This is a genomic window from Kitasatospora sp. NPDC008115 (assembly GCF_042957205.1).
GTDB lineage: Bacteria > Actinomycetota > Actinomycetes > Streptomycetales > Streptomycetaceae > Kitasatospora.
This window is the reverse complement of record NZ_JBIBHU010000003.1, coordinates 387,403-409,080: the sequence shown is the minus strand read 5'-3', so window position 1 is coordinate 409,080 and position 21,678 is coordinate 387,403. Positions and strand designations below refer to the sequence as shown.

Below are 21,678 nucleotides of genomic sequence, written 5' to 3'. Positions count from 1 at the left end.
GGTGGACGGGACAAACGGAAGCGGGCCCCGCGAGGCGAGGCCCGTCGTCCATTGTCGCCGAGGGTGCCGGGAACACCGGAGGGCACCCGGCCCCGGTGGCGCCGGCGGTCAGCCCAGGGTCGGCAGCTTGATCAGCACCAGCAGCGCCAGCAGTTGCAGCGCGGCCGCGCCGGCCGCCTTGCCCCAGGGCAGGTCGTGCACCCGGCGGACCATCCCGGCCAGCAGGTAGCCGCAGAGCAGCCAGGTGGCCCAGCCGACCACCTGGACGACCAGGTTGTCGGCGGGCAGCACCAGCGCCAGCAGCAGTCGCGGCGCGTCGGTGACCCAGCCGATCAGCACGGCGAGGCCGACCGTGGACTGCCACGGGCCGTCGCCGCCGAACTGCCGCGCCAGCCCGTACGTGACGGCGCCGAGCATGGCGCCGGCCAGCGTGAAGCCGATCGCGGCGGCGAGCATCGCGGTGAGCGCCACCGTGAAGGTCGAGTTGACCACGTCGTCGCGGGTCAGGCCGATGCCGAGCACGGCGAGGGCGCCGTACAGCAGCGAGACGGTGACGGCGGGGAGCCAGACCTGGTGGTCGCGGGTGCGGTCGAAGATCGCGGTGGGGTTGCGGAACAGCCCGGTCAGCAGCTCGCGCCAGGTCGGCCGGGGGCCGGTGACCTGCGGCGCGGACTGGCCGCCGGCCCGGTAGACGGCGACGTTGTCCTCGCCGTACCCGTCCGCGTACGGGTAGGCCAGCTGCTCCTGGCCGTAGGAGGACGGCTCGCCCGCGTACGGGTCGGCGCCGACCGGGAAGGCCCGGGTGTGGCCCGGGCTGTCGGCCGCGTACGGGTCCCGGTGCGGGGCCTGCGGGGACTGCGGGGACTGCGGCGCCGGGTAGGGGGCCTGCGGGGCGCGCGGGCCGTACGGGTCGTACGCGTGGTACGGGTCCTGCTGCCCCTGCTGCGGGCCGGAGAAGTACTCCGGCCCGTCCGTCGGCCCGTACCCCCCGGGCGCCGCCTGCTGCTGCGGGGGCGCCGACCACCCGCCACGGGGGTCGGCGCCCTGACCGCTGTCGTATCGATTGCCAGCCACGTTCCGAAGGTACCCGCCCGGCGGGCACCGCGGTGGACGGGAACCGGACCGGGGCCGGTTTGCAGCGAGCCTGTGACGCCGCGGCGGGCACCGGCCCCGCCGGGCGGGCGCTACTGCGCCGCGCCGACCTTCGGCCCGTGCACCGCCGCCGCCGCGCTGGTGCCGGCCGGGCACCCGCCCGGGCCGGCCGAGGTGCGCACCGCGCCGACCGGCAGCAGCGTGCCGCAGGCGATCCGCACGCCGTTCGGCAGTTCGTTGTCGGACTCGACGATCGCGCCGTCGCCGATCACCGCGCCGTCCAGCACGGAGCGGTCGCCGACGGTCGCGAAGGCGCCCACGATCGAGTCCTTGACCAGGGTGTCGGGGCCGATGACGGCGCCGGGCAGGATCACGCTGCCCTCGACGATCGCGCCGGCCTCGACCACCGCGCCCTCGGAGACCACGGTGCCGCCGCTGAGCACCGCGCCGTGCCGCACGGTCGAGCCGGGCAGCAGCAGGGCGTCACCGGTCGGGCCGGGGACGGCGGGCGAGTCGACCTTGCCGAGCACCAGGTCGGCCGAGCCGCGCACGAAGGCGGCCGGGGTGCCGAGGTCGAGCCAGTACGAGGTGTCGACGACGCCGCGCAGCAGAGCGCCGGTGGCCAGCAGCTCGGGGAAGGTCTCGCGCTCCACGGAGACCTCGCGGCCGGCCGGGATGCGGTCGATGACCGAGCGGGTGAAGACGTAGCAGCCGGCGTTGATCTGGTCGGTGACGATCTGCTCCGGCGTCTCCGGCTTCTCCAGGAACTCCAGTACCCGTCCGTCGGCGTCGGTGGGGACCAGCCCGAAGGCGCGCGGGTCCTCGACCCGGGTGAGGTGCAGGGTGACGTCGGCCCCGGCGGCCACGTGGCCGTCGCGCAGGGCGGCGATGTCGACCCCGGAGAGGATGTCGCCGTTGAACACCAGGACCGGCTCGTCGGGACCGCAGGTGAGCCCGGTGGCGGCGTTGCGGATGGCGCCGCCGGTGCCGAGCGGCTCGCGCTCCGTCAGGTAGACCAGCTCGATGCCGTAGGGCGTGCCGTCCTGGAAGTGGTCCTCGAAGACCTCGGCGAGGTAGGAGGTGGCGAGCACCACGCGGGTGACCCCGGCGGCCGCCGCACGGGCCAGCTGGTGCGCGATGAACGGGACGCCCGCCACCGGCAGCATGGGCTTGGGGGTGTGGGTGGTCAGCGGACGCAGTCGCGTGCCCTTACCACCGACCAGCATGATCGCCTCGGTCATGGTCTGCGCTGTTCCCCTTGTGGTCTCTGCGGCCCGGCCCGGCGGGCCGATACCTCCGTCGGTGTGCTGTACGCCGTTCCGGGGGCCGGAACGGATCGACCGGCGCGCGGCCGGTCCGGCGCCTACTGTATTTCCTTCCGACGGCCGGGCCCCCCGGCGGCCCGGTGCCCGGCCGCCGCTCCACCGCACGATCCACCGTCCGCGGCGCGGGCCGCGGAGCGGAAAAGCCCGGCCCGGGCGGGCGCCGGTGGGCACCCCCCGGGCCGGGCGGTTGTTGCAGAACTGTCGAACAACCGGGCCGGTTCACGGCCCCGTCGCTGCGCCGGACGCGTCTCAGGCGTCGACGGTCTGCGGCTCCTCGGCGTCGGCCGGCGGGATCGCCTTGACCGAGTCGAGCAGCAGCTGGGCGACGTCGACGACCTTCAGGTGCTCCTTGGCCGCGCCCTCGTTCTTCTTGCCGTTGACCGAGTCGGAGAGCATGACCAGGCAGAACGGGCAGGCGGTGGAGACGATGTCCGGGTTCAGGGACAGCGCCTCGTCGACGCGCTCGGTGTTGATGCGCTTGCCGATGCGCTCCTCCATCCACATCCGCGCGCCGCCGGCGCCGCAGCAGAAGCCGCGCTCCTTGTGGCGGTGCATCTCCTGCTGGCGCAGCCCGGGGACCTTGTCCATGATCTCGCGCGGCGGGCTGTAGACCTTGTTGTGGCGGCCCAGGTAGCAGGGGTCGTGGTAGGTGATCAGGCCCTCGACCGGGTTGACCGGCACCAGCCTGCCCTCGTCGATGAGGTGCTGGAGCAGCTGGGTGTGGTGGATGACCTCGAAGTGTCCGCCCAGCTGCGGGTACTCGTTGGCGATGGTGTTGAAGCAGTGCGGGCAGGTCGCCACGATCCGCTTGACCGGGGCGTCCTCCAGGGCCGCGTTCAGGGTCTCGACGTTCTGCGCGCCGAGCATCTGGAAGAGGAACTCGTTGCCCAGGCGGCGGGCGGAGTCACCGGTGCAGGACTCCTCCTTGCCGAGGATCGCGAAGCGCACGCCGGCGGTGTGCAGCAGTTCGGCGAAGGCCTTGGTGGTCTTCTTGGCGCGGTCCTCCAGGGCGCCGGCGCAGCCTACCCAGTACAGGTACTCGACCTCGGCGGGGTCGATGTCCTCGCCGATCACCGGCACCTCGATGCCGGTCTCCTTCTTGAGCTCCTTGACCCAGGCCAGGCGGGCCTTGGTGGCCATGCCCCAGGGGTTGCCCTTGTTCTCCAGGTTCTTGAGCATGGTGCCGGCCTCGGTGGGGAACGAGGACTCGATCATCACCTGGTAGCGGCGCATGTCGACGATGTGGTCGATGTGCTCGATGTCGACGGGGCACTGCTCGACGCAGGCGCCGCAGGTGGTGCAGGACCACAGCACGTCGGGGTCGATGACGCCGTTCTCCTCGGCGGTGCCGATCAGCGGGCGCTCGGCCTCGGCCAGGGCGGCCGCGGGGACGTCCTTGAGCTGCTCGGCGGTGGCCTTCTCGGTGCCCTCCATGTCCTTGCCGCCGCCGGCGAGCAGGTAGGGGGCCTTGCCGAAGGCGTGCTCGCGCAGGCCCATGATCAGCAGCTTCGGGGAGAGCGGCTTGCCGGTGTTCCAGGCCGGGCACTGCGACTGGCAGCGGCCGCACTCGGTGCAGGTGGAGAAGTCGAGGATGCCCTTCCAGGAGAAGTGCTCGACCTGGGAGACGCCGAAGACGGCGTCGTCGGCCGGGTCCTCGAAGTCGATCGGCTCGCCGCCGCTGGTCATCGGGCGCAGTTCGCCGAGCGCGGTGGAGCCGTCCTCCTCGCGCTTGAAGTAGATGTTGAAGAAGCCCAGGAAGCGGTGCCAGGCGACGCCCATCGAGGGGTTGACGCCGATGGTGATCGCCCAGGCGAAGGAGATGCAGATCTTCAGCATCGCGAAGAGGTAGACCAGGTTCTCCAGGGTGCCGTGGGACAGGCCGCGGAAGGCCGCCACCAGCGGGTAGGAGATCAGGTACTTCGCCTCGTAGGAGCCGACGTGCTCCAGCGCGCCCTCCAGGCCGCGCAGGACCATGATGCACAGGCCGATGCCGAGGATCGTGTACTCGACGTAGAAGGCCTGCCAGGCGATCGAGCCGGCGAAGCGGGATTTGCGGCCCGCCCGGCCGGGCAGGCTGAGCAGGCGGATCACGATCAGCGTCGCGATGCCCAGCGTGGTGAGGGTGCCGACCAGTTCGGTGAACAGCTCGTACGGCAGCCAGCCGCCGAGCACCGGCAGCACGAACTCGGCGTCGAACAGCTGGAAGAACGCGGTCAGCAGGGTCAGGCCCAGGGTGAAGAAGCCGACCGCGACGAACCAGTGGGCGATGCCCACGATCCCCCAGCGGTTCATCCGGGTGTGGCCGACGAACTCCACGGCCACGGTCTTCACCCGCTGCGCGGGCTGCCCGAAGCGGGTGGGGTCCGGCTGGCCGGTGCGCACCACCCGGTAGATGTACAGCGCCGCACGAGCGGCGAGCGCGGTGCCGATCACAAAGGTGACCAGCGAGATGACGATCGCTGCTAGCTGCATCGGCTCTCCGTCTCCTGCGGCTTGCGTGTTGCCGGTGTTCAGTGTCTCCGGGGGCAGTGTACTCGTCGGTAACTTCCTGGGCCGACGGGCCGGACATTACCGTTCGCCAACACTTCTCCTGAAGATGCTCAAGGTATGGCGGCAGTCACGTAACCGCACTCCCGGGGGGCCGAACTCAGCAAAGTTGAGCGACTCCGACTCATGGCTGTTGACGCCCCTGCCGTCGTCATGCATCCTTGAGCCCGTAAAGCTCAACTCTTCCGTGGAGGTATCTACGATGGCACGCGCGGTCGGCATCGACCTCGGCACGACGAACTCGGTCGTCAGCGTTCTGGAGGGTGGCGAGCCCACCGTCATCACGAACGCCGAGGGCGCGCGGACCACGCCGTCCGTCGTCGCCTTCGCGAAGAACGGCGAGGTGCTCGTCGGCGAGGTGGCCAAGCGCCAGGCGGTCACCAACGTCGACCGCACCATCCGCTCGGTCAAGCGGCACATGGGCACCAGCTGGAAGATCGGGCTGGACGGCAAGGACTTCAACCCGCAGCAGATCAGCGCCTTCGTGCTGCAGAAGCTGAAGCGCGACGCCGAGGCCTACCTGGGTGAGCAGGTCACCGACGCCGTCATCACCGTTCCGGCGTACTTCTCCGACTCCGAGCGCCAGGCCACCAAGGAGGCCGGTGAGATCGCGGGCCTCAACGTCCTGCGCATCGTCAACGAGCCGACCGCGGCCGCGCTGGCCTACGGCCTGGACAAGGACGACCAGACCATCCTGGTCTTCGACCTCGGCGGCGGCACCTTCGACGTCTCCCTGCTGGAGATCGGCGACGGGGTCGTCGAGGTGAAGGCCACCAACGGTGACAACCACCTCGGCGGCGACGACTGGGACCAGAAGATCGTCGACCACCTGGTCAAGGTCTTCCAGGCCGGCCACGGCGTCGACCTGTCCAAGGACAAGATGGCCCTGCAGCGTCTGCGCGAGGCCGCCGAGAAGGCCAAGATCGAGCTGTCCTCGTCCTCCGAGACCTCGATCAACCTGCCCTACATCACGGCCTCCGCCGAGGGCCCGCTGCACCTGGACGAGAAGCTCACCCGCGCCCAGTTCCAGCAGCTCACCTCGGACCTGCTGGAGCGCTGCAAGATCCCGTTCCACAACGTGATCAAGGACGCGGGCATCGCCCTCTCCGAGATCGACCACGTCGTCCTCGTCGGCGGCTCCACCCGCATGCCGGCCGTCGCCGAGCTCGTCCGCGAGCTGACCGGCGGCAAGGACGCCAACAAGGGCGTCAACCCGGACGAGGTCGTCGCCATCGGCGCCGCGCTCCAGGCCGGTGTCCTCAAGGGCGAGGTCAAGGACGTCCTGCTGCTCGACGTCACCCCGCTGTCCCTCGGCATCGAGACCAAGGGCGGCATCATGACCAAGCTGATCGAGCGCAACACCACGATCCCGACCAAGCGCTCGGAGATCTTCACCACGGCCGAGGACAACCAGCCGTCCGTGCAGATCCAGGTCTACCAGGGCGAGCGCGAGATCGCCGCGTACAACAAGAAGCTCGGCATGTTCGAGCTGACCGGCCTGCCGCCGGCCCCGCGCGGCCTGCCCCAGATCGAGGTCACCTTCGACATCGACGCCAACGGCATCATGCACGTCGGCGCCAAGGACCTCGGCACCGGCAAGGAGCAGAAGATGACCGTCACCGGCGGCTCCGCGCTGCCGAAGGACGACATCGAGCGCATGATGCGCGAGGCCGAGCAGTACGCGGAGGAGGACCACAAGCGCCGCGAGGCCGTGGAGACCCGCAACCAGGCCGAGCAGCTCGTCTACTCCACCGAGAAGTTCATCGCCGACAACGCCGACAAGCTGCCGGCCGACGTCAAGACCGAGGTCGAGACCGCGATCGGCGAGCTCAAGGAGTCCCTGAAGGGCGAGGACATCGCGAAGATCCGCGAGGCCTCGGAGAAGGTCTCCACCACCGCCCAGAAGCTCGGCCAGGCGCTGTACGCCAACGCCGACGCCCCCAGTGCGGCCGGTGCGGGCGCGGCCGGCGACGCCGGTGACGCGGGCGCGAAGGACGACGACGTCGTCGACGCCGAGATCGTCGACGACGAGAAGCCCAAGGGCGGTGCGGCATGACGGAGAAGCCGCAGGGTGCCGAGCCCGGCGACGACTCCGCCGCCGAGGAGGCCGTGATCAAGGCGGCCGAGGAGGCCGCCGCGGCCGGGGCCGAGGGCTCCGCCTCCGGTGCCGACGAGGTCGCCGCGGCCAAGCGGGAGCTGGCCGAGCGCACGGCCGACCTCCAGCGTCTCCAGGCCGAGTACCAGAACTACCGCAAGCGGGTCGAGCGCGACCGGCTGACCGTCCGCGAGATCGCCGTCTCCAACATCCTGGAGTCGCTGATCCCGGTGCTGGACGACATCGGCCGCGCCCGCGACCACGGCGAGGTGACGGGCGGCTTCAAGTCCGTCGCGGAGTCGCTGGAGACGGTCGTCGCCAAGCTGGGCCTGCAGCAGTTCGGCAAGGAGGGCGAGCCCTTCGACCCGACCATGCACGAGGCGCTGATGCACAGCTACTCCTCGGAGGTCACCGAGGACACCTGCGTCCAGATCCTCCAGCCCGGCTACCGGATCGGCGAGCGGATCATCCGCCCGGCGATGGTCGCGGTCGCGGAGCCCCAGCCGGGCACCCAGACCGCGTCCGGCCCGGACGCCGACGCCGCCAAGGGCGGGGAGAAGAAGGACCAGGCCGACGGTGGCTCGGACAACTGACCACCGGTGACAGCTGACAACCCCTGCGCTGCGGAGTCGTACGCCGGCCAGTACGGCGGCCGGCTCCGCAGCGCGTTGTCGGCGTGCCCGGGCACGGACCGCCGTGCCCGGCCCGTTGACAGCACTGTGACGATGGACCTCGGGAGGTGGCGCCGGCCATGAGCGGCAAGGACTACGTGGAGAAGGACTACTACAAGGTCCTCGGCGTGCCCAAGGACGCCAGCGCCACAGAGATCAAGAAGACCTACCGCAAGCTGGCGCGCGAGTTCCACCCCGACGCCAACAAGGGCGACACCAAGGCCGAGGAGCGGTTCAAGGACATCTCCGAGGCGTACGACGTCCTCTCCGACGAGAAGCGCCGCAAGGAGTACGACGAGGCCCGCAGCCTCTTCGCCAACGGCGGCTTCCGGCCCGGCGGCCCGGGCGGCACCGGGAGCTACAGCTTCGACTTCGGCGACCTCTTCAGCGGCAGCCAGGGCGGCGGCGCCGCCGGCGGCGGGCTCGGCGACGTCTTCGGCGGCCTGTTCAACCGCGGTGGCCGGCAGGCCCAGCCGCGGCGCGGCGCCGACGTCGAGACCGAGGTGACGCTCTCCTTCGAGGAGGCCGTCGACGGCGCCACCGTCCCGCTGCGGATGACCAGTCAGGCCCCCTGCCGGCTCTGCAACGGCACCGGCGCCAAGTCCGGCACCACCCCGCGGGTCTGTCCGACCTGCGTCGGCTCCGGCACGGTCAGCCGCGGCCAGGGCGCCTTCGCGCTCTCCGAGCCCTGCCGGGACTGCCGCGGCCGCGGCATGATCGTCGACGACCCGTGCCCCGACTGCCACGGCAGCGGCCGCGCCAGCTCCGCCCGCACCATGCAGGTCCGGATCCCGGCCGGCGTCCAGGACGCCCAGCGGATCCGCCTCAAGGGCAAGGGCGCCCAGGGCGAGCGCGGCGGCCAGCCCGGCGACCTGTACGTCACCGTCCACGTCGACCCGCACCCGGTCTTCGGGCGCAAGGCCGACAACCTGACCGTGACCGTCCCGGTGTCCTTCCCCGAGGCCGCGCTCGGCGGCACCATCGAGGTGCCGACCCTGAACGGCCCTTCGGTGAAGCTCAAGCTGCCCCCGGGCAGCGCCAACGGCCTCACCCTGCGGGCCCGCGGCAAGGGCGCCACCCGCAAGGACGGCACCCGCGGCGACCTGCTGGTCACCGTGGAGGTCGTGGTCCCCCAGCACGTCACCGGCGACGCGCTGACCGCTCTGGAGCAGTACCGCGAGGCGACCGCCTCCGACGACCCGCGAGCCGCCCTCTTCCGGGCGGCGAAGGGAGCGTGACGACCAGATGACCCCCGACGACCCCATCGGCCCCGGCCTCGGCGAAGGCCTCCCCGGAGGCGGCGCCCGCCGCACCACCCGCCGGACCGCCCCGCAGCCCCAGTACGTGCTCACCGAGGAGACCCCGGTCTACGTGATCTCGGTGGCCGCCGAGCTCTCCGGCCTGCACCCGCAGACCCTCCGCCAGTACGACCGGCTCGGCCTGGTCTGCCCCGACCGCACCGCCGGACGGGGCCGGCGCTACTCCGCGCGCGACATCCAGCAGCTGCGCGAGGTCCAGCGGCTCTCCCAGGACGAGGGCATCAACCTGGCCGGAATCAAGCGGATCATCGAGCTGGAGAACCAGGTCGCCGCGCTCCAGTCCCGGATCGCCGAACTGGCCGACTCCCTGGAGGGGGCCGCCACCGCGCTCCAGCAGCGCGAGGCCACCATCCACGCCTCCTACCGCCGCGACCTCGTCCCCTACCAGCCGCCCACCCCGCACTCCAGCGCCCTCGTCGTCTGGCGCCCCAAGCGCTGACGGCCCTTCCGCACCCGCGCACCGCCGCCGGTTTCCCCCCTGGCCGGGGGGGTGCCGGCGGCGCGGCGTTGGTGAGAGGGTACGAAGGACCGGATCGGGCTTCCCCACCGGCGCGGCCCGATCTGGCATGCTGCACGGCGATTCCTGCTTGGATACCTGGCAGTACCGGTAAGCACGGCCACGGCAAGGAGCCTCAGATGAGTGGACGAGAGCAGCTCAGTGCCACCACGGGCGGGACGAGCGTCCTGTCCCAAGGGGCGCGTGCGCTGTATCTGGCCATCATCGAGGAGAACGGGCGGCTCCCCAAGGATTCGGAACTCCCGTACGACGACGCGACCCGGGACGAGCTGGTGGGCCTCGGCCTCCTCGTCCCCGACACCGACGAGCCCGACATCCTGGTCGCGGTCGATCCCCGACAGCTCTCCGACACCCTCAGTGCGCGCTGGCAGCGCCAGGCCCTGGACCTGCTCACCCGCGCGTCCGCGCTCAGCAACGACCTGCACGATCTCACGGCCGCGTACCACTCGCCGGAACAGGACGGCGGCACCATCGAGTACGTCCGCGGCAAGGTCCTGATCAATCAACGGGTCCAGCAGATCGTCTCCGGTGCCGCCGAGGAGATACTCGCGGCCCAGCCCGGCGGGCCCCGGCCCTCCGACGCCCTGGCGGGCATCCTCGAACGGGACCTCGCAGCCCTGCGGCTGGGGATCACCCTCAGAACGATCTACCATCCGAGTACCCGTTACCACGCGCCCACCAGGGACTACGTGGCCGCCATCACGCAGGCGGGCGGGAGGGTCCGGACGCTCGACGAGCCGTACACCCGCCTGATCGTGATCGACCGCCGCATCGCGGTGATCCCCATCGCAGAAGACCTCAACCTCGCCGCGTTCATTCACGATCAAGCCGTCATCAGCTATCTGATCAGCGAGGTCTTCGAGCGGAACTGGAGCCATGCGCTGGACTTCGACGGCGCGCGCGGCGTTCCACAACAGGTCGTCTCCGGGATGCGGCAGACGATCATCGACTTGATGCTGGAAGGCGTGAACCACCGGGTGATCGCCCGCCGACTGGGTATCAGCGAACGCACCCTTGCTCGCCACCTCGCCGAGATGCGGGACGAGCACAACGTGGAGTCACTGTTCCAGCTCGGTTACGCCCTGGCCCGCCACAACAGCACCGGCGAGCTCCCCGAACTGTTCGGGTGACCGGTCACCCGGTCCTCGGGTTCAGTTCCAGATCGTGTCCGTCGCCAGCGCGACGGTCTTCTCCGCGGGCGCCCCGTTACCCACCTGGATGTTCCAGATCGTGTCATCCGCCGATCCGGCACCGCCAATGAGAATCGCCGCCCCAACGGCGAGTGGGACCAGGACAAACCGAACCACTCGACGTATACGAGACATGATGTCCTCTCTCCAATGCAGGGCTTTTCGCGGGTCTCCAGCCCATTGTTTTCGAACAACCTGCCACATAATGCCGCACGGGCGCACCGCAGGACCAGAGGGCAGGACCAGCCAGTGCGTCATCTCTCTGCCAGGCATCGAGATGACACCGCAGGTCTGTGGACGATGGTCACGGTCGACAGAGACGATCAGTGCACTCCCCGGAGAGTCAGCCGAGAAGAACGCGGGGAGAACAAAGTCAAACATGAGCACGACAACTCAGTTCGACGGCATCGAATACGCAGCAGCATTCCGATGGTCACCACCCAACGGGGCGAACCAGCCTAGTTGGCACCTATCCCCGGAGTCGACATGACCGAGCCCTACCTGCGTCACCACGACAGCCAGGCCCATGAGGGCCGGCGTGCACGCGTGTTCCTGGCCGCGCCGCTGATGCGGTTGACCGGGCCGGCGGACAGCGTGGTGACCCTCGCCAGCCGGACGCGGCTGACGACCCTTCGCACCACGCTCCTCCGCAGCGGCGCCGCCGTGTACAGCGCCCACCACAGTGACGCCTGGACCGTCGCCGGGCGCGCCCCCGAGCCCCGGGTTCCGTCGGACTTCCGCGCGCTGCAGTCCGCGGACCTGGTCTTCGCCTACGTCGGCGCGCCGCTCTCGGCCGGCGTCAGCCTGGAGCTGGGCTGGGCGTCCGCACTGCGCAAGCCGATCGTCCTGCTGGTCGACGAGGCCATCACCCACAACCCGCTGATCGCCACCATCGAGCAGGTCGCCCCCGTCCTGCCGCTGGTCTTCGACGACACCTGGTCCCAGGAGGCCCTCCACCACACCGTGGAGACCGCCCTCGACTGGGCCGGCATGGCGCTCTCCCTGCGCGAGGGCTTCTGGACCGCCCCCGGCGAGCAGTTCACCGTCCCCCGCCAGCAGCCCCCCGCCGTCGGCCCTTCCGGCTACTGGCCCACCGGCGCCGCCGCCGGCTGACCGCGGATCAGGCATCCTGCTCACCCCGCATCCGCCAGCCGAGTTGGAACAGTGTCAGGGCGCCGTGGCGATCGCGCAGCCGGGCGATGTGGGCGGCCACCGAGCGTTCGCTCAGGCCGAGGCGGGTGGCGATCGCGCGTTGGGTGAGGCCGCGGGCCAGCAGCCGGCAGATCCGGGTGGACGTCGGGTGCGAGACGGTGGCTGACCAGTCGACGACGGTGGCGCGGGCCCAGTCCCGTTCGAAGGTGGCGACCAGCGCGTCCACCGTGGCCCGGTCGGTGATGAACGCGGCGGCGCCGTGGTCGGCCCGGGCGGAGACGACCGCCGTGGCCCGGTCGACGATGATCATCCGGTCGAAGGGCTCGTCCAGCAGGCGGATCTGCGAACCGTGCGGGACCACCGCGTTCGCGTACTCGACCACTTCGGGCTGACGGCGCACCACGGGCTGGTAGATGGTCCGGATCCGCCGCCCGGTCATCAGCAGCGGCACGTCCTGGGTGACGGACAGTCTGAGGGTGGCGCGTTGGCGCAGCCCGGGCTGGGCCGTCAGGAGCTCCTCCCGGCACTCCGCGACCAGCATCGAGAGCCGGTGCCGGATGGCCTCCGGGCCCTCGACACGGGGCGACTCCGGGGCCGGCTGCCGGGTCGCGTCGAAGGCCGCGGCGAGCGGGGCGAGGGTGCCCGGGAGACCCTCGGCGCGGAGCAGCAGGCCGGTGGCGTCGGTGCGCAGACCGGAGGCGAGACGGTCCCCGGCGGTGCGCGGGCTGACGGCCGTGTACCCGCCGGCGGCGGGATGGAGCAGGCCGCGGGCGACCAGGCCGGCGAGTGCCGCCCGGTCGGCCGCGGGCGACGGCGGGGCGAGGCGGCCGCCGTTGGCCAGGGCGCTCAGGTAGAGGTCCTGCTCGGCGGGCGTGGGCTCATCCGTCGTCACGGCCGCCCCTCATCAGCCAGCCCAGCTGGAACAGGGTCTGCGCGCCGTAGCGGTCCCGCAGCCGGGAGATGTGGGCCGCGACGGTGCGTTCGCTCAGGCCCAGGCGGGTGGCGACGGCGCGCTGGGTGAGGCCGCGGGCGAGCAGCCGGCCGACCCGGTCGGGGGCGCTGTGGGCGGGGCCCTGGCTGAGGACGGCGGACCAGTCGGTGGCGTCGGCGCGGGCCCAGTCGCGTTCGAAGGCGTTGACGATGAAGGCGATCGCGGCCGGGTCGGTGATGAACGCGGCGGTGCTGTGGTCGTCGGAGGCGGAGATCACCGCGACCGAGCGGTCGAAGACCATCAGCCGTTCGAAGGGCTCGTCCAGGATCCGGATCAACGAGCCGCGCCGGGTGACCTCCTCGACGTAGGCGAGGGCGGGCGGATCGGCGATCGCGACGGGCTGGTAGATGGTGCGCAGCGAGCAGCCGCGCTGGAGGAGCTGCACGTCCTGCTGGATGGCGATCTTGAGGGCGTCGGCCGGGCGGGCGCCCGGCTGGGCGGTGAGGACCTCGGTGCGGCAGTCGGCGACCAGTTGGGAGATCCGCTGCCGGATGTGGATCTGGCCCTCGATGTAGACCGCGCCGCCGGAGCGCTCCGGCGGACGGGGCATCGCGTCGTAGGCCCGGGTGAGCGAGTCCAGGACGCCAGGCAGGTTCTCGGCGCGGACCAGCAGCCGGGTGGCCTCGCTGCGCAGTTCCGCGCCGAGGCGGTCGCTGACCGCGCGCGGGCTGACGGCGGTGTAGCAGGCGTCCATCGGATTGGTCATCAGCAGGCCGATGGCGACGAGTTGGCGCACCGGGGCCTGGTCGGCCTCGGGGACGTCGGCGACGCGCACCCGGCCGCCGTCGGCGAGGATCGCGAGGTAGAGCCGGCGCGCGGCCTCGTCGGGTTCACCGGTGCTCGTGGCGGAGCCGGCCGCGCCGTCGGCCCGGCCGGTCATGGGGTCCGCCGTCGCCTCGAACGTCACGTCGAACGCTCCCTGCCGGTGCTCTCGGGTGGGTGGTGCTGCGCGCGCCGCGCGCGGTGGGGTCGGCGGTGATCACGGTACTGGTGGCCGACGGTCCCCCGGACCCCGGGTGCCGTCGCACCCGGGTCCAGGGGCCGCCGGTGTACGCCGGTCCCAGCGCTTCCGTCGAGGCGGAGCAGCAACGCCTCGCCGGCTCCGGTCCCGGGGGCCATCACCACACATGGCGTCCCGGCCGGCGCTCTTCCCCCCGATATGCAGGCACGTGCGGACGTGCCGGTCGCATCCAGCAATGAAGAGCAAGTCGCCGTCCTCGGGCTGCGGTTGCCCGGACGACCTGGCGTGACTCCACCCTCACAGCGTGACGGCCGGTGAACAAGTGCCACCCTGCTGCATGTTCTCGCAATTGCAGGAACCTGCACCGGCGGTCCGGCGCGTACTGCCGTGAACGGCTTCCGGTTGCTGCGAACGCGCAGGTCAGCGCAGTGGGTTGGAGTTTTTCCAACCGTCCGGCCGGTCGGTGGCGGAGTCGCGTGTTCCGGAACCCGGCCGGTCGCCGGGAGCCCCGCCGGCCGCTCGGCGGGCCAGCAGCCGGCCGCCGGCCAGTGCGGCGGCCGTGCCGCCCGCCGCGAGGGTCCAGCCGGCCAGCAGCAGGACGAACAGGCCGGCGGCGAGCGCCGTGAAGCCGGGGAAGCCGGTGTGCCGGGCGAGCGCGGCCGCCCCCGTGACGCAGGTGCCCACCGGGAAGGTGAACGCCCACCAGGTCATCGCGAACCCCATGCCGGCCCGCCGGGCGCGCAGGTTCGCGGCGACGGCGAGCGGCAGCCAGAGCAGCGCGGCCCCGAGCACCGCCACCCCGAACAGCTCGGCGAGGACGCCCGCCGCGGGGGCCACGCCGGGGAGGACCGGGCCGGCGGCGTCGGCCAGCTGGTGGACGGCGGTGGTGGACTGGCCGAGCGGGCCGAGCACCAGGAAGAGCGTCGGGGTGAGCGCCAGGGCCGGCAGCCCGTTGTGCACCAGGCCGGTGAGCACCACCGGCAGCACCGCCAGGGTGGCCAGCAGGCCGATCCCGAACAGCCCCGCGCATCCGTACAGCAGCGCCTGCCGGGCGGTGCCCCCGGGCAGGTGCGGGATCAGCGCGGGGCCGCAGGTGGCGGCGACCAGCGGGGCGACCACGGGCAGCAGCCAGGTCGGGTTGGCGGTGAGCGGAGAGACGGTGTGCCGGGTGATCATCAGGTACGGGATGCCGCCCGCGACGGCGAGCGCGTAGAGCGTGCCGGCCGTCCAGAGCACGAGGTCCAGCGCGACGGCCGGTCCGGTGCCGATGACCCGGGAGCCGACGGTCAGGGTGCCGAGGCCGACCGAGAGCAGCGCCATCGGCGGGCAGCCGTAGAAGACGGCGGTGGCCGGCTCGTCCAGCAGGTGGGCGCGGGCGGCCGCGCGGTGCCGGGTGAGGTGGACGGCCCGGGCGGCGGCGAGCACCAGCAGGCCGGCCAGCCCGAGCGCCCACATCAGCTCGGCGAAGCCGGTCAGCCCGGGCCACCGGACGGGCAGCGCGGCCGCGCCGTTGGCCACGATGGCCGTCCCCATGACCACCGCGTACCAGTTGGGGCTGAGCTGGGCGAGGTCGGGGCGGCGGACGCGAACGGACGCGGCAGGGGTGGGAACGGGGCTGGGGGTGGGGCTGAGCAGGGTGGCCATGGCATCCACCGTCACCCGGGACGATGGGCGCCGGTAGCGCCGCCCGCTCTATGAGGACATAGCCTGAACCTATGGCCCTCTCCCCGCGCGTCCCCGAACTCGGTGCGCTGGAGCTGCTGCTCGCGGTGGCCCGGCTCGGCAGCGTCGGGCGGGCGGCCGCCGAGCTCGGGGTGAGCCAGCCGACCGCGAGCGCCCGGATCAAGGGCATGGAGCGGCAGATCGGCGTATCGCTGCTGGAGCGCTCCCCGCGCGGCTCCCGGCCCACCGAGGCGGGGCGGCTGGTGGTCGAGTGGGCGCGCCAGGTGGTGGAGGCCGCGCAGGCGCTGGACGCCGGGATCGACGCGTTGCGCGAGCGCCGGGACGCCCGGCTGACCGTGGTGGCCAGCCTGACCGTCGCCGAGTACCTGATGCCGGGCTGGCTGCTGGCGCTGCACGCGGTCAGCCCGGGCACCGCGGTGACGCTGCGCACCGCCAACTCGGCGGACGTGGCCGGCCATGTGCTGGCCGGGGACGCCGACCTCGGCTTCGTCGAGGGGCCGCTGCCCCCGGCGGGGCTGGCGGGCGCGGTGGTGGCGGCCGACCGGCTGGTGGTCGTGGTGGCGCCGGACCACCCGTGGGCGCGGCGCCGCTCGCCGCTGTCCGGCCGGGAGCTGGCGGCCACCCCGCTGGTGCTGCGCGAGCCGGGCTCGGGCACCCGGGAGGTACTGGAGATGGCGCTGGCGCCGTACGGGGGCACCGCGCCGCCGCGGCTGGAACTGGCCTCCTCGACGGCGCTGAAGGCGGCGGCGATGACCGGGGCCGGCCCGGTCTGCCTGAGCGAGCTGGCGGTGGTGGAGGAGCTGGCGACCCGGCGGCTGGTGGCGGTGCGGCTGGCGGAGGAGCTGGACCTGCGGCGGCCGCTGCGGGCGGTCTGGCCGGCCGGGCAGCGGCCGACCGGGCCGGCCAGGGAGCTGCTGGCGCTGACCCGGCGGACGGCGGGGACCCACCAGGCGCGGATGGCGCAGGCGCGGGCGCTGCCGCCGAAGGCCGCCCGCCGGCCCGCCGCCTCGCCCGAGCGTCCCGCGCTGCGGGTTCGCCCCGACCGTTCATCCAAAAGTTGAGTGGAATAGACTCAACTTAGTGCATGCTGTAGACAGCAGACATCACGCACGACGAGGAGGACCCCCCAGCAGTGGACGCCAGCAAGTTCACCACCAAGACGCAGGACGCCCTGTCCGCCGCGATCCGGCAGGCCGGCGCCGTCGGCAACCCGGACGTCAAGCCGGTGCACATCCTGATCGCCCTGCTGGAGCAGCCCGAGGGCATCGCCAGACCGCTGCTGGAGGCGGTCGGCGCGGACGTGTCCCGGATCGACGCCGAGGCCCGCCGCCGGCTCACCGCACTGCCCAGCGCCTCCGGCGCCACCGTCTCCGCGCCGCAGCTGGCCCGCGACACCCTGGCCGTGCTGACCGAGGCCGGCAAGCGCGCCGACGACCTCGACGACCAGTACGTCTCCACCGAGCACCTGCTGGTGGGCCTGGCCGCCGAGGGCGGGCCGGTCGCCGAGCTGCTGGTGCAGCAGGGCGCCACCCCGAAGGCCCTGCTCGCCGCGTTCAAGGACGTCCGCGGCAGCGCCCGGGTCACCTCGCCGGACCCCGAGGGCACCTACAAGGCGCTGGAGAAGTACGGCACCGACCTCACCCAGGCCGCCCGGGACGGCAAGCTCGACCCGGTGATCGGCCGGGACCAGGAGATCCGCCGGGTGGTCCAGGTGCTCTCCCGCCGGACCAAGAACAACCCGGTGCTCATCGGCGAGCCCGGCGTCGGCAAGACCGCCGTCGTCGAGGGCCTGGCCCAGCGGATCGTGGCCGGCGACGTGCCGGAGTCGCTGCGCGGCAAGCGCCTGGTCGCCCTGGACCTCGGCGCGATGGTCGCCGGCGCCAAGTACCGCGGCGAGTTCGAGGAGCGGCTGAAGGCCGTCCTCAACGACATCAAGCAGAGCGACGGCCAGGTCGTCACCTTCATCGACGAGCTGCACACCATGGTCGGCGCGGGCGCCGGCGGCGACTCCGCGATGGACGCCGGCAACATGCTCAAGCCGATGCTGGCCCGTGGCGAGCTGCGGATGGTCGGCGCCACCACCCTGGACGAGTACCGCGAGCGGATCGAGAAGGACCCGGCCCTGGAGCGCCGCTTCCAGCAGGTGCTGGTCGGCGAGCCCAGCGTCGAGGACTCCATCGCCATCCTGCGCGGCCTCAAGGGCCGCTACGAGGCGCACCACAAGGTGCAGATCGCGGACGCCGCCCTGGTCGCCGCGGCCACCCTCTCCAACCGGTACATCACCTCCCGCTTCCTGCCCGACAAGGCGATCGACCTGGTCGACGAGGCGGCCTCCCGGCTGCGGATGGAGATCGACTCCTCCCCGGTCGAGATCGACGAACTCCAGCGCGCCGTCGACCGGTTGCGGATGGAGGAACTGGCCCTGGAGAAGGAGTCGGACCCGGCCTCGGTCGACCGGCTGGCCCGGCTGCGCCGCGACCTCGCCGACAAGAACGAGCAGTTGAGCGTGCTCACGGCCCGCTGGGAGCAGGAGAAGAAGAGCCTGAACCGGGTCGGCGAGCTCAAGGAGCGGCTGGACGACCTGCACGGCGCACTCGAACGCGCCCAACGGGACGGCGACTTCGAGCGCGCGTCCAAGCTGATGTACGCCGAGATCCCGGCCGCCGAGAAGGAGCTCACCGACGCCCAGGAGCGCGCCGCCGGCGAGGACGCCTCCGCCTCGATGGTCAAGGAGGAGGTCGGCCCGGACGACGTGGCGGACGTGGTGGCCTCCTGGACGGGCATCCCGGCCGGCCGGCTGATGGAGGGCGAGAGCGCCAAACTCCTTCGCATGGAGGACGAGTTGGGCCGGCGCCTGATCGGCCAGGCGGAGGCCGTGCAGGCCGTCTCGGACGCCGTGCGGCGCACCCGCTCGGGCATCGCCGACCCGGACCGCCCGACCGGCTCCTTCCTCTTCCTCGGCCCGACCGGCGTCGGCAAGACCGAACTCGCCAAGGCGCTGGCCGACTTCCTCTTCGACGACGAGCGGGCGATGGTCCGCATCGACATGAGCGAGTACGGCGAGAAGCACTCGGTCTCCCGCCTGGTCGGCGCCCCGCCCGGGTACGTCGGCTACGAGGAGGGCGGCCAGCTCACCGAGGCCGTCCGCCGCCGCCCGTACAGCGTGGTGCTGCTGGACGAGGTGGAGAAGGCCCACCCCGAGGTCTTCGACGTGCTGCTGCAGGTGCTCGACGACGGCCGGCTCACCGACGGCCAGGGCCGCACGGTGGACTTCCGCAACGCGATCCTGATCCTCACCTCCAACCTGGGCAGCCACGCGTTCAATGAACCGAGCCTCGTGGACCCGGCCACCCCGGAGGAGCGGAAGAAGGACCTCGTGCTGGAGTCGGTGCGGGCCGCCTTCAAGCCGGAGTTCCTCAACCGGCTCGACGACATCGTCGTCTTCGACCCGCTGGGCACCGCCGAGCTGAGCCGGATCGTCGACCTCCAGGTGGCCCGGCTGGGTGACCGGCTGCGCGAGCGCCGGCTCACCCTGGAGGTCTCCGCGGCGGCCCGGGACTGGCTGGCGCTCACCGGCTACGACCCCGCGTACGGCGCCCGGCCGCTGCGCCGGCTGGTGCAGTCCGCGATCGGCGACCAGCTGGCCCGGGCGATCCTGTCGGGCCAGGTGCACGACGGCGACACCGTGCTGGTCGAACGGGACGAGGACGGCGACCGCCTCACCGTCCGTGCCCGCGGACCGCTGGAGAAGTAGCCCCGCGTCACCGCCGAACGATCATGGCCCGCACCCTCGGATTCCGGGGGTGCGGGCCATGATCCGGTCGTGCCCCGCCGGGTTGCGGCCACCCCTGTGAGGCGGGCCCGGGATGAGGCAGGATGGACTCGGAAGGGCGGCCTCTCATTGCCGACCACCATGTGCACTGAGGAAGAGGACCCCATGAGCATCGACCCGTCGTCCATCCCGTCGTTCGGCATGCCCCAGGGTGGCGGCCAGCCCGGAGGCCAGGGCGGGCGTCCGGCCGGCCCGCCGCCGATCATCGTCCCGGACCAGAACCTGGTGGGCCAGCTCCTCGACCAGATGCAGCTCAAGCACGGCGTCGACGAGGAGGGCGACCTCACCGCCCCCTGGGAGGGCTTCCGCGTCTACTACATGTTCCGCGGCGAGCAGAAGGAGCTCTTCGCGGTCCGGGCGTTCTACGACCGCCCGTACCCGCTGGAGAAGAAGGGCGAGGTCCTCGACCTGATCGACGAGTGGAACCGTGAGACCCTCTGGCCCAAGGTCTACACCCACACCCACGAGGACGGCGTGGTCCGCCTGATCGGCGAGGCCCAGATGATCGTCGGCACCGGCGTCAACCTGGACTACTTCGTCACCACCACCGCCAACTGGACCCAGGCCGCCGTCGGCTTCGAGCAGTGGATCGTCGAGCGCCTCGGCCTCCAGGACGAGATCGAGGGCGAGGGCGGCGAGGACAAGCCGTCCGACGGCACCGACGAGAGCTGAGCCCGGGGACCCCGGCTCCCCCGTACGGCCCGCCACCGGCACCCGGTGGCGGGCCGTCCTTGTCCCCGGACGCCCTCTGCCCCGAGGATGGGCCGACCACGAGTCGTAAGGAGCCGACGATGGGTGCGAGGCCGCTGCTGAACCGCCGACTGGCCGGGATGGGCACGACCGTCTTCGCCGAGATGTCCGCGCTGGCCACGGCCACCGGCTCGATCAACCTCGGCCAGGGCTTCCCGGACACGGACGGCCCCGAGGAGGTCCGCGAGGCCGCCGTCCGGGCCCTGCGCGAGGGCCGCGGCAACCAGTACCCGCCCGGCCCCGGCATCCCCGAACTGCGCACCGCGATCGCCGGGCACCAGCAGCGCCGCTACGGCCTCGGCTACGACCCGGACACCGAGGTGCTGGTCACCGCCGGCGCCACCGAGGCCATCGCCGCCGCCCTGCTCGCCCTGCTGGAGCCCGGCGACGAGGTGATCGCCCTCGAACCCTTCTACGACTCCTACGCCGCCTGCATCGCCATGGCCGGCGCCGTCCGCCGCCCGCTCACCCTGCGCGCCCCGGACTTCCGCCCCGACCTCGACGAGCTGCGCGCCCTGGTCACCCCGCGCACCCGGCTGCTGCTGCTCAACTCCCCGCACAACCCGACCGGCCTGGTCCTCACCCCCGACGAGCTCACCGCCATCGCCGAACTCGCCGTCGAACGCGACCTGCTGGTGGTCACCGACGAGGTCTACGAGCACCTCGTCTTCGACGGCGCCCACCACCCCGTCGCCGCCCTGCCCGGGATGCGCGAGCGCACCGTCTCCATCTCCTCGGCCGGCAAGACCTTCTCCTTCACCGGCTGGAAGGTCGGCTGGGTGACCGGCACCCCCGAACTGGTCGCCGCCGTCCGCACCGCCAAGCAGTACCTCACCTACGTCAGCGCCGGCCCCTTCCAGTACGCCGTCGCCGAGGCCCTGCGGCTGCCCGACTCCTACTTCGACGCCTTCCGCGCCGACCTCCGCCACAAGCGCGACCTGCTCGCCGAAGGCCTCACCGCCGCCGGCTTCCGCGTCTTCCGCCCCGAGGGCACCTACTTCATCACCACCGACATCACCCCCCTGGGCGAGAACGACGGCATCGCCTTCTGCCGCACCCTGCCCGAACGCTGCGGCGTCGTCGCCATCCCCAACGCCGTCTTCTACGACAACGTCGAAGCCGGCCGTCCCCTGGTCCGCTTCACCTTCTGCAAGCAGACCACCGTCCTGGAGGAAGCGGTCGACCGCCTCTCCCGGCTGTCCCGCTCCTGACCCGTCGCCGGAACCTCTCGCACGCCCTGACGATTCGTCAATTCGCCCGGCGGGCCGCGCTTTTGCGCTGCCCATCGGGCAATTCGCGCTGCCCGGGAGGCAGCGGCGGGTGGGGGTGGTGGGGTTGTGCGGGCGGAGGGGGAAGGGTGGGGCGCAGGGGACGTATGGGCGGCGCGTGGGTGGTGTGCGCGGCGCGCGGGCCGGGGTGAAGGGCGCGAGCGGTGCATAGTCGTACACCGGGTCGATCAGAGCATGGAAGCAGATGTGCTCGAAACGGTGAATGCTTGACAAAGTTGGGTAAATCACCGACGGACCCGGCGTATTCGTGCTTCTCTGCTGCTG

15 protein-coding genes and 1 pseudogene are annotated in these 21,678 nt (G+C 72.1%); 10 read left to right on the top strand and 6 right to left on the bottom strand.

The window, feature by feature from the left end; translation table 11 throughout:
* Positions 1–108: 108 nt before the first annotated feature.
* From ACFZBX_RS06200 to ACFZBX_RS06190, 3 genes and pseudogenes are all read right to left on the bottom strand, one after another.
* Positions 109–1,074 (bottom strand): YIP1 family protein, encoded by a 966-nt coding sequence (locus ACFZBX_RS06200; protein ID WP_391531757.1) that lies wholly within the window; start codon positions 1,072–1,074, stop codon positions 109–111.
* 185 nt (positions 1,075–1,259) lie between these two features.
* Positions 1,260–2,333: pseudogene (locus tag ACFZBX_RS06195) on the bottom strand (sugar phosphate nucleotidyltransferase); the annotation flags it as partial.
* A gap of 333 nt (positions 2,334–2,666) precedes the next feature.
* Entirely contained in the window at positions 2,667–4,889 is a 2,223-nt protein-coding gene (locus ACFZBX_RS06190; RefSeq protein ID WP_391531756.1) for a (Fe-S)-binding protein, read from the bottom strand.
* Positions 4,890–5,166: 277 nt separating this feature from the next.
* Between ACFZBX_RS06190 and dnaK the strand changes: the two genes are divergently transcribed.
* From dnaK to ACFZBX_RS06160, 6 genes are all read left to right on the top strand, one after another.
* On the top strand, positions 5,167–7,020 hold the full coding sequence (dnaK, locus tag ACFZBX_RS06185; RefSeq protein ID WP_391531755.1) for a molecular chaperone DnaK: 1,854 nt from the start codon (positions 5,167–5,169) through the stop codon (positions 7,018–7,020).
* Complete coding sequence (grpE, locus tag ACFZBX_RS06180) at positions 7,017–7,652, top strand: nucleotide exchange factor GrpE (RefSeq protein ID WP_391531754.1); 636 nt, start codon at positions 7,017–7,019, stop codon at positions 7,650–7,652. The genes dnaK and grpE overlap by 4 nt, the downstream gene beginning before the upstream one ends.
* Positions 7,653–7,810: 158 nt before the next feature.
* On the top strand, positions 7,811–8,968 hold the full coding sequence (dnaJ, locus tag ACFZBX_RS06175; RefSeq protein ID WP_391531753.1) for a molecular chaperone DnaJ: 1,158 nt from the start codon (positions 7,811–7,813) through the stop codon (positions 8,966–8,968).
* Positions 8,969–8,975: 7 nt separating this feature from the next.
* The gene (locus ACFZBX_RS06170) at positions 8,976–9,488 is read left to right on the top strand and encodes a heat shock protein transcriptional repressor HspR (protein WP_380756251.1); all 513 of its coding nucleotides are present in this window, start codon (positions 8,976–8,978) and stop codon (positions 9,486–9,488) included.
* Positions 9,489–9,685: 197 nt separating this feature from the next.
* Positions 9,686–10,696 carry a LuxR family transcriptional regulator gene (locus ACFZBX_RS06165; RefSeq protein ID WP_391531752.1) on the top strand — a complete coding sequence of 337 codons (1,011 nt, stop codon included), beginning with the start codon at positions 9,686–9,688 and terminating at the stop codon, positions 10,694–10,696.
* Positions 10,697–11,242: 546 nt separating this feature from the next.
* Positions 11,243–11,869 (top strand): hypothetical protein, encoded by a 627-nt coding sequence (locus tag ACFZBX_RS06160; protein ID WP_391531751.1) that lies wholly within the window; start codon positions 11,243–11,245, stop codon positions 11,867–11,869.
* 7 nt (positions 11,870–11,876) lie between these two features.
* Here ACFZBX_RS06160 and ACFZBX_RS06155 read toward each other — a convergent pair whose 3' ends face one another.
* From ACFZBX_RS06155 to ACFZBX_RS06145, 3 genes are all read right to left on the bottom strand, one after another.
* Entirely contained in the window at positions 11,877–12,800 is a 924-nt protein-coding gene (locus ACFZBX_RS06155) for a LuxR family transcriptional regulator (RefSeq protein ID WP_391531750.1), read from the bottom strand.
* Positions 12,787–13,806: a LuxR C-terminal-related transcriptional regulator gene (locus ACFZBX_RS06150; RefSeq protein ID WP_391531749.1), complete on the bottom strand. Its 1,020-nt coding sequence runs from the start codon at positions 13,804–13,806 to the stop codon at positions 12,787–12,789. The genes ACFZBX_RS06155 and ACFZBX_RS06150 overlap by 14 nt, the downstream gene beginning before the upstream one ends.
* Before the next feature lie 474 nt (positions 13,807–14,280).
* Positions 14,281–15,504 (bottom strand): TDT family transporter, encoded by a 1,224-nt coding sequence (locus tag ACFZBX_RS06145; RefSeq protein WP_391531748.1) that lies wholly within the window; start codon positions 15,502–15,504, stop codon positions 14,281–14,283.
* A gap of 71 nt (positions 15,505–15,575) precedes the next feature.
* Between ACFZBX_RS06145 and ACFZBX_RS06140 the strand changes: the two genes are divergently transcribed.
* The 4 genes from ACFZBX_RS06140 to ACFZBX_RS06125 all read left to right on the top strand — a co-directional run bounded on the left by ACFZBX_RS06140 (position 15,576) and on the right by ACFZBX_RS06125 (position 21,336).
* Positions 15,576–16,604 (top strand): LysR family transcriptional regulator, encoded by a 1,029-nt coding sequence (locus ACFZBX_RS06140; RefSeq protein WP_391531747.1) that lies wholly within the window; start codon positions 15,576–15,578, stop codon positions 16,602–16,604.
* A 71-nt stretch (positions 16,605–16,675) separates the two neighbouring features.
* Positions 16,676–19,297 carry an ATP-dependent chaperone ClpB gene (gene clpB / locus ACFZBX_RS06135; RefSeq protein ID WP_391531746.1) on the top strand — a complete coding sequence of 874 codons (2,622 nt, stop codon included), beginning with the start codon at positions 16,676–16,678 and terminating at the stop codon, positions 19,295–19,297.
* 183 nt (positions 19,298–19,480) lie between these two features.
* A complete protein-coding gene (locus tag ACFZBX_RS06130) occupies positions 19,481–20,047 on the top strand; it encodes a YbjN domain-containing protein (RefSeq protein WP_380756271.1) in 567 nt (188 codons plus the stop codon).
* A gap of 119 nt (positions 20,048–20,166) precedes the next feature.
* Positions 20,167–21,336, top strand: a complete 1,170-nt coding sequence (locus ACFZBX_RS06125; protein ID WP_391531745.1) for a pyridoxal phosphate-dependent aminotransferase — start codon at positions 20,167–20,169, stop codon at positions 21,334–21,336.
* Positions 21,337–21,678 lie beyond the last annotated feature (342 nt).

Bases quoted from the DNA above. Each gene is read 5' to 3' on its own strand.
- ACFZBX_RS06190 (WP_391531756.1), bottom strand. From the start codon at position 4,889: ATGCAGCTAGCAGCGATCGTCATCTCGCTGGTCACCTTTGTGATCGGC.
- dnaK (WP_391531755.1), top strand. From the start codon at position 5,167: ATGGCACGCGCGGTCGGCATCGACCTCGGCACGACGAACTCGGTCGTC.
- grpE (WP_391531754.1), top strand. From the start codon at position 7,017: ATGACGGAGAAGCCGCAGGGTGCCGAGCCCGGCGACGACTCCGCCGCC.
- dnaJ (WP_391531753.1), top strand. From the start codon at position 7,811: ATGAGCGGCAAGGACTACGTGGAGAAGGACTACTACAAGGTCCTCGGC.
- ACFZBX_RS06170 (WP_380756251.1), top strand. From the start codon at position 8,976: ATGACCCCCGACGACCCCATCGGCCCCGGCCTCGGCGAAGGCCTCCCC.
- ACFZBX_RS06165 (WP_391531752.1), top strand. From the start codon at position 9,686: ATGAGTGGACGAGAGCAGCTCAGTGCCACCACGGGCGGGACGAGCGTC.
- ACFZBX_RS06160 (WP_391531751.1), top strand. From the start codon at position 11,243: ATGACCGAGCCCTACCTGCGTCACCACGACAGCCAGGCCCATGAGGGC.
- ACFZBX_RS06145 (WP_391531748.1), bottom strand. From the start codon at position 15,504: ATGGCCACCCTGCTCAGCCCCACCCCCAGCCCCGTTCCCACCCCTGCC.
- ACFZBX_RS06140 (WP_391531747.1), top strand. From the start codon at position 15,576: ATGGCCCTCTCCCCGCGCGTCCCCGAACTCGGTGCGCTGGAGCTGCTG.
- ACFZBX_RS06130 (WP_380756271.1), top strand. From the start codon at position 19,481: ATGAGCATCGACCCGTCGTCCATCCCGTCGTTCGGCATGCCCCAGGGT.
- ACFZBX_RS06125 (WP_391531745.1), top strand. From the start codon at position 20,167: ATGGGTGCGAGGCCGCTGCTGAACCGCCGACTGGCCGGGATGGGCACG.